At 71.8% G+C, this 216-nt stretch carries 1 protein-coding gene; it reads right to left on the bottom strand.

Features of this window, described 5'->3' with window-relative positions:
• Positions 1 to 202, bottom strand: a 202-nt coding sequence (locus ACTIDRAF_RS31545) for an NYN domain-containing protein (protein ID WP_245533655.1), incomplete at its 3' end; no start/stop codon positions are given.
• Between the last annotated feature and the right edge of the window lie 14 nt (positions 203 to 216).

Genomic DNA, 216 nt, shown 5'->3' with positions numbered 1-216 from the left:
CCCGCCGAGGACCGACGCCGACGACGTGTCGACCGTGCTCCCGGAGTTTCGTGGCGAGCGGGGAGAAGTCGCTGTCACCGGTCGCCACCACGACCGTGTCGAGGTCCGGGTGGATGAGGAGGGCCTCCATCGCGTCGACGGCGATGCGCATGTCGGCGGCGTTCTTCCGGCCTGGCCCGTGGCCGACCTGGACCAGGTCCACGCCGGCGTCCTCGA

The sequence above is a fragment of the Actinoalloteichus spitiensis RMV-1378 genome, assembly GCF_000239155.1.
Lineage (GTDB): Bacteria > Actinomycetota > Actinomycetes > Mycobacteriales > Pseudonocardiaceae > Actinoalloteichus_B > Actinoalloteichus_B spitiensis.
This window is presented reverse-complemented; position numbering and strand designations above follow the sequence as displayed.